This window comes from Arthrobacter sp. H14 (genome assembly GCF_000520495.1).
Taxonomy (GTDB): Bacteria; Actinomycetota; Actinomycetes; order Actinomycetales; family Micrococcaceae; genus Arthrobacter_C.
The window spans coordinates 57404-61835 of the sequence record NZ_KI914640.1; the positions used below are offsets into that span (position 1 = coordinate 57404).

General features: G+C 63.4%; 5 protein-coding genes. 2 read left to right on the plus strand and 3 right to left on the minus strand.

What is annotated here, in order from left to right:
• The 3 genes from Y707_RS24020 to Y707_RS0106510 form a co-directional block, all read right to left on the minus strand.
• The coding region (locus Y707_RS24020) for a polyphosphate kinase (protein WP_035780639.1) at window positions 1-898 on the minus strand (898 nt) is incomplete at its 3' end.
• Between the two features lie 41 nt (window positions 899-939).
• A complete protein-coding gene (mshD, locus tag Y707_RS0106505) occupies window positions 940-1935 on the minus strand; it encodes a mycothiol synthase (protein ID WP_026534477.1) in 996 nt (331 codons plus the stop codon).
• Between the two features lie 85 nt (window positions 1936-2020).
• Window positions 2021-2722: a winged helix-turn-helix transcriptional regulator gene (locus Y707_RS0106510; protein ID WP_026534478.1), complete on the minus strand. Its 702-nt coding sequence runs from the start codon at window positions 2720-2722 to the stop codon at window positions 2021-2023.
• A gap of 144 nt (window positions 2723-2866) precedes the next feature.
• Here Y707_RS0106510 and Y707_RS0106515 point away from each other — a divergent pair, with 144 nt between their 5' ends.
• Together Y707_RS0106515 and Y707_RS0106525 are read left to right on the plus strand one after the other, a co-directional pair.
• A complete protein-coding gene (locus tag Y707_RS0106515; RefSeq protein WP_253905085.1) occupies window positions 2867-3613 on the plus strand; it encodes a hypothetical protein in 747 nt (248 codons plus the stop codon).
• A 195-nt stretch (window positions 3614-3808) separates the two neighbouring features.
• Window positions 3809-4408, plus strand: a complete 600-nt coding sequence (locus tag Y707_RS0106525; RefSeq protein ID WP_026534480.1) for a heme-binding beta-barrel domain-containing protein — start codon at window positions 3809-3811, stop codon at window positions 4406-4408.
• Window positions 4409-4432 lie beyond the last annotated feature (24 nt).

Here is a 4432-nt window from a genome sequence, read left to right on the forward strand (position 1 = left end):
TGCGTCGCAGGAGTTCCTTTTCCAGCGCCTGCAGCAGGTTCTCGGCGTCGTCCTCCTCCACCTCGAGGTCCTCGTTGCGGGTGACGCGGAAGGTGTGGTGCTCGCGGACCTCCATGCCGGGGAAAAGCTGGTCCAGATGCACGGCTATGACGTCCTCGAGCGGAATGAACCGTGCCACCCGGCCCGGAACCCGGCCGGCACGTGGTCCGTCCACCGAGATCAACCGCGGCAGCTGGTCGGGGACCTTCAGGCGGGCAAAGAGTTCTTTTTCGCTGACGGGATTGCGTACGACGACGGCGAGGTTCAGCGACAGCCCGGAAATATAGGGGAACGGATGCGCCGGGTCCACAGCCAATGGCGTGAGGATGGGGAAGACCTTCTCTGAAAACAGGTCCCGCAGGTAGGCCTTCGACTGTTCATCAAGTTCAGCCCACCGTGTGAGGTAGATGGACTCGTCGGCCAGCGCAGGCCGGATCTGTTCCTCGAAAATCCGGGCATGGCGCTTGGTCAGCTCCTGCGCCTCTTCGCCGATCAGCTCCAGTTGCTCCACCGGGCTGAGGCCGGCGGGGGAGGGCACGGCGAGCCCGGCCGCGATCCGGCGCTTGAGGCCGGCCACGCGGACCATGAAGAATTCGTCCAGGTTCGAAGCGAAAATGGAGAGGAAATTCACCCGCTCCAGCAGGTACATGTTCGGATCCTCGGCCAGCTCCAGCACCCGGGCATTGAAGTCGAGCCAGCTGACTTCACGGTCGAGGAAACGATCCGGACCGACATCTCCGGCCGGTGTCAGGCTCGGCGCAAACTCCGGTATGTCGATGCGGTCCTGGGTGGCGCGCGCCGGTGCGACCTCGGACGAGCCGAAGCGTGTTGTGGGAATCGCCGCTGTTTGGGGTTCCAAGACATTCTCCTTCTGACTCGATCCGGTTGACTGCTCCAACCTTACAAGCCGGCACCGTCGGTTTTCGGCGCGTACATCACGTCCACGTCCCAGCGGGTGAAGCCGAGTTTCTGGTACAGCGCGACGGCGGCCTCATTATCGGCGTCGACGTAGAGCATGATGGCGTTCAGTCCGGCCTCGTGGAGATATTCGATTCCGGCAATGGTCAGCGCCTTACCCAGTCCAAGTCCCTGCGCGTCAGGGGAGACGCCGACGACGTACACCTCGCCAATGGCAGGGTGGCTGCCGCTGCGCGGATGAACCTTGGTCCAGTGGAAGCCGAGGAGTTCGCCGTCGCGCTCTGCCAACAGGAAACCGTTCGGATCAAACCAGTCCTCCTCCATCCGGGCTTTCAGATCGTTCAGGGTGGTGGCTCCCTGTTCCGGATGGTGTGCAAAGGCCGCGGCGTTGACCTTCAGCCAGGCTTCTTCGTCCTGGGCGGGTTCGAACGGGCGCAGCCGCACGCCCTCGGGCAGTTCATAGTGCAACTGGGCAGCCGACTGCAACGCCCTGGTTAACCGCATCCGCCACAGTTCGCGGACCGAAGTAAATCCGTACCGGCCGGCCAGTTCCACGGCCGCCTCATGATTGCCGTGCGACCACGCGCGCAAACCGGTCAGCTTGGTGGTCTCCTTCAGGGCGCCGACCAGCGAAGTGCCGATGCCCTGGTTGCGGTAATTCGGATGGACCACCAGCTCGAGGACTCCATGCGGACTGGTCTGCGCCTCCGGATCCAGGCTGACGACGGCGACACCGGCCAGCGACCCGTCGTCGGAATCGCTGTATTCCTCTTCCGGAATATACGTGGCGAAGCTGAGCATCGTGGTTTCGTCGCAGTCCTCGGAGCGGAGATTCACCAGGGTCTGCTCGGACAGCGGCGGATTGCCGTCAGACTCGTTGGCGGCGTCGGCGAGGGTGGAAATATCGCGCAACAGGTCCTTATTGGGGCGGCCCTTTATGGTGTGCACCGGCCATGTTCCGGAGGTTGTCTGACTCATAATCGCTGACTCCTTCGCTGTAGTACCGGCCCGGCCCAGACCGTGCATCTAAGACTAGCGCGATGGGCGCGGGATCCGCTTTGTACTACGTCTCCGAACCGACCGCGGCGTTCTCATCGGAAAGCGTACGGGTGAAGTGGTAGCCGACGTTGCGGACGGTCCGGATGAGATTTTCATGATCTGCGCCGAGCTTTGCCCGCAGCCGCCTGACGTGGACGTCGACGGTCCGGGTGCCGCCGTAATAGTCGTAGCCCCACACTTCGTGCAGCAGCTGGTCCCGGCTGAACACGCGGCCGGGATGCTGGGCGAGATATTTCAGCAGTTCGAATTCCTTGAACGTCAGGTTCAGGAGTTTGTCGTTGACCTTGACGGTGTAGCTCGATTCATCGATGACGACGCCGGCAATCCGGATCTCCGTTTCGGCCGGCTCGTCTGTGTTGGCCCGGACGACGACCAGCCTCAGCCGTGCCTCCACTTCCGCCGGCCCCGCAGTGTCGAGTATGACGTCGTCGGCCATCCAGTTGGGGGCGACGGCGGCCATTCCGCCTTCCGTCAGCACCAGCATCAACGGCGCGCTCAGGCCGGTTGCCTTGATCAGCTGCGCCAGCGAGCGGGCTCCGGCCAGGTCCTTGCGCGCATCAATCATTACGACGTCGGACGGCGTGGATTCCAGCAGCGCCGTCGGTTCGGCGGGGAGAATGTGGATGCGGTGTTCGAGCAGCTCCAGGGCAGGCAGGACATCAACGGATGAGCCTTGGCTATTGGTCAGTAACAGGATCTGCGACACGGTTCCTCCACGGTGCGTAGTCGTCCTCAAGGGGAGAACTGGCGCATCATTGAGCGAGCGGGGCTGTCTTGACTATACCTTGGCGGTTCGACGGCGGCACGGCGGGGCTTTCTCGCGCCGAATCGAGCTATAAGGCAGGATGGCATGGTGAAGTCTGCCAGTATTGCCGCCGCGGCGGCGGTGAGTTTGTGCGCCATCATTGGCGGCGCCTATCTCTCACTTCCCGTCGTCGTCGTTGTACTGAGCCTGGCCTCCCTGATTGTCGGCTTCGGCTGGCCGCACCTGCTTGGCGTGCCGGCAAAGAAGACCCTCGGCAGCATCATCGCCGGATCCGGCATCGCCTCTACCGTTACTGCCAGCCTGCTCGAAGGCGGACGCCTGCTGCTCTGGTTTCCCGCCATCGTCGCTGTGGGCGTGGCGCTGGTATTCCTGGTGCAGCTGCTGCGCGGGACAGGCCAGAGCCTGCGGCTGGAATCGACGATCGGCGGGACCGCCGGTGTCCTTATCTGCGCGATGGGAGGTGGTTGGGCCGCGGCCGAGCAGCTCAGGTCCAACGCGGAGGACTCGGGCATGATGCTCGTCACTGGAACCAGCGTGGTGGTCGCGCTTCTAGTCTCGCTGCTGCCATGGCCGGACAGGATCATTGCACCGGTCGGATTGATGCTGGCGACCTCGGCGGGGCTCCTCGGCGCGATCCTCTTGTCCGACGTGCCCAATCTCGCCGCGGCCGTCGTCGGGCTGGTCTGCGGCGCCGTCGTCGTTAGTTTCCGCCGGCTGATTGTTGCCAGGCGGGGCCCGAACACGCTGGCCGGCGCGCTGGCGGTTGGCGTGGCCCCGATCGCTGCGCTGGGAACCATGGTCTATTTCCTGGAGAAGCTGCTGCTGGTCTGACTGCGTATCCGTCCCACGCCCCACGGCGTCACCAACGGGAATTCTGTCGGGACTTTGGGGTAGCCTTGAGCACATGAACTTGCTTGCTCTGGAGATCTTCTACATCGCCCTGTTGGTCATTGCCGGCGGCGCCATGGCCTGGTTTGCCGGATTTGTCGTCTGGCGTATGTATAAGGGACAGAAGTAAGGGCTCTAATGCCTATCGAACTTCCCACAGATTTAACGCCTGAACTCGTTCCGCTTTACTGGTTGATCGGCCGGTGGGAGGGCGTCGGCGTCCTCGGTTACGGCGATATCGAGCAGCAGCAGTTCGCCCAGGAAGTGAATTTCACCCACAATGGCCTGGCCTATCTGGAGTACAGCGCGCAGAGCTGGTTGATCGACGACGACGGCAACAAGCTGCGTCCGCTGAGCTGGGAATCCGGTGCCTGGCAACTGGATCGCGAACTCAACGAATCCGACGGCGGTCCCGGACTGATTCCCGCTGAGATAGTTCCAGCGTTGAAGTCCGCGGAGGAGGTCGAGAAGCTGCGCAACAAGGACGACGGCTTCGACATCATCGCCAACGTGGTGCACCCGGGCGGAATCTGCGAGCTCTACGTCGGCCAGGTCAAAGGGCCGCGGATCGACCTGTCCACCGACGCTGTGATGCGTGCGCCGGGGGCGAAGGATTACAGGGCCGCCACCAGGCTGTACGGTCTGGTCGAGGGCGACCTGCTCTGGGCCTGGGATATCGCCGCGCTGGGGCGGTCCCTCGAATCGCACGCTTCCGCCCGGTTGAAGAAGACCGCCTAACAAACCGGCTCGCGCAACCTGCGC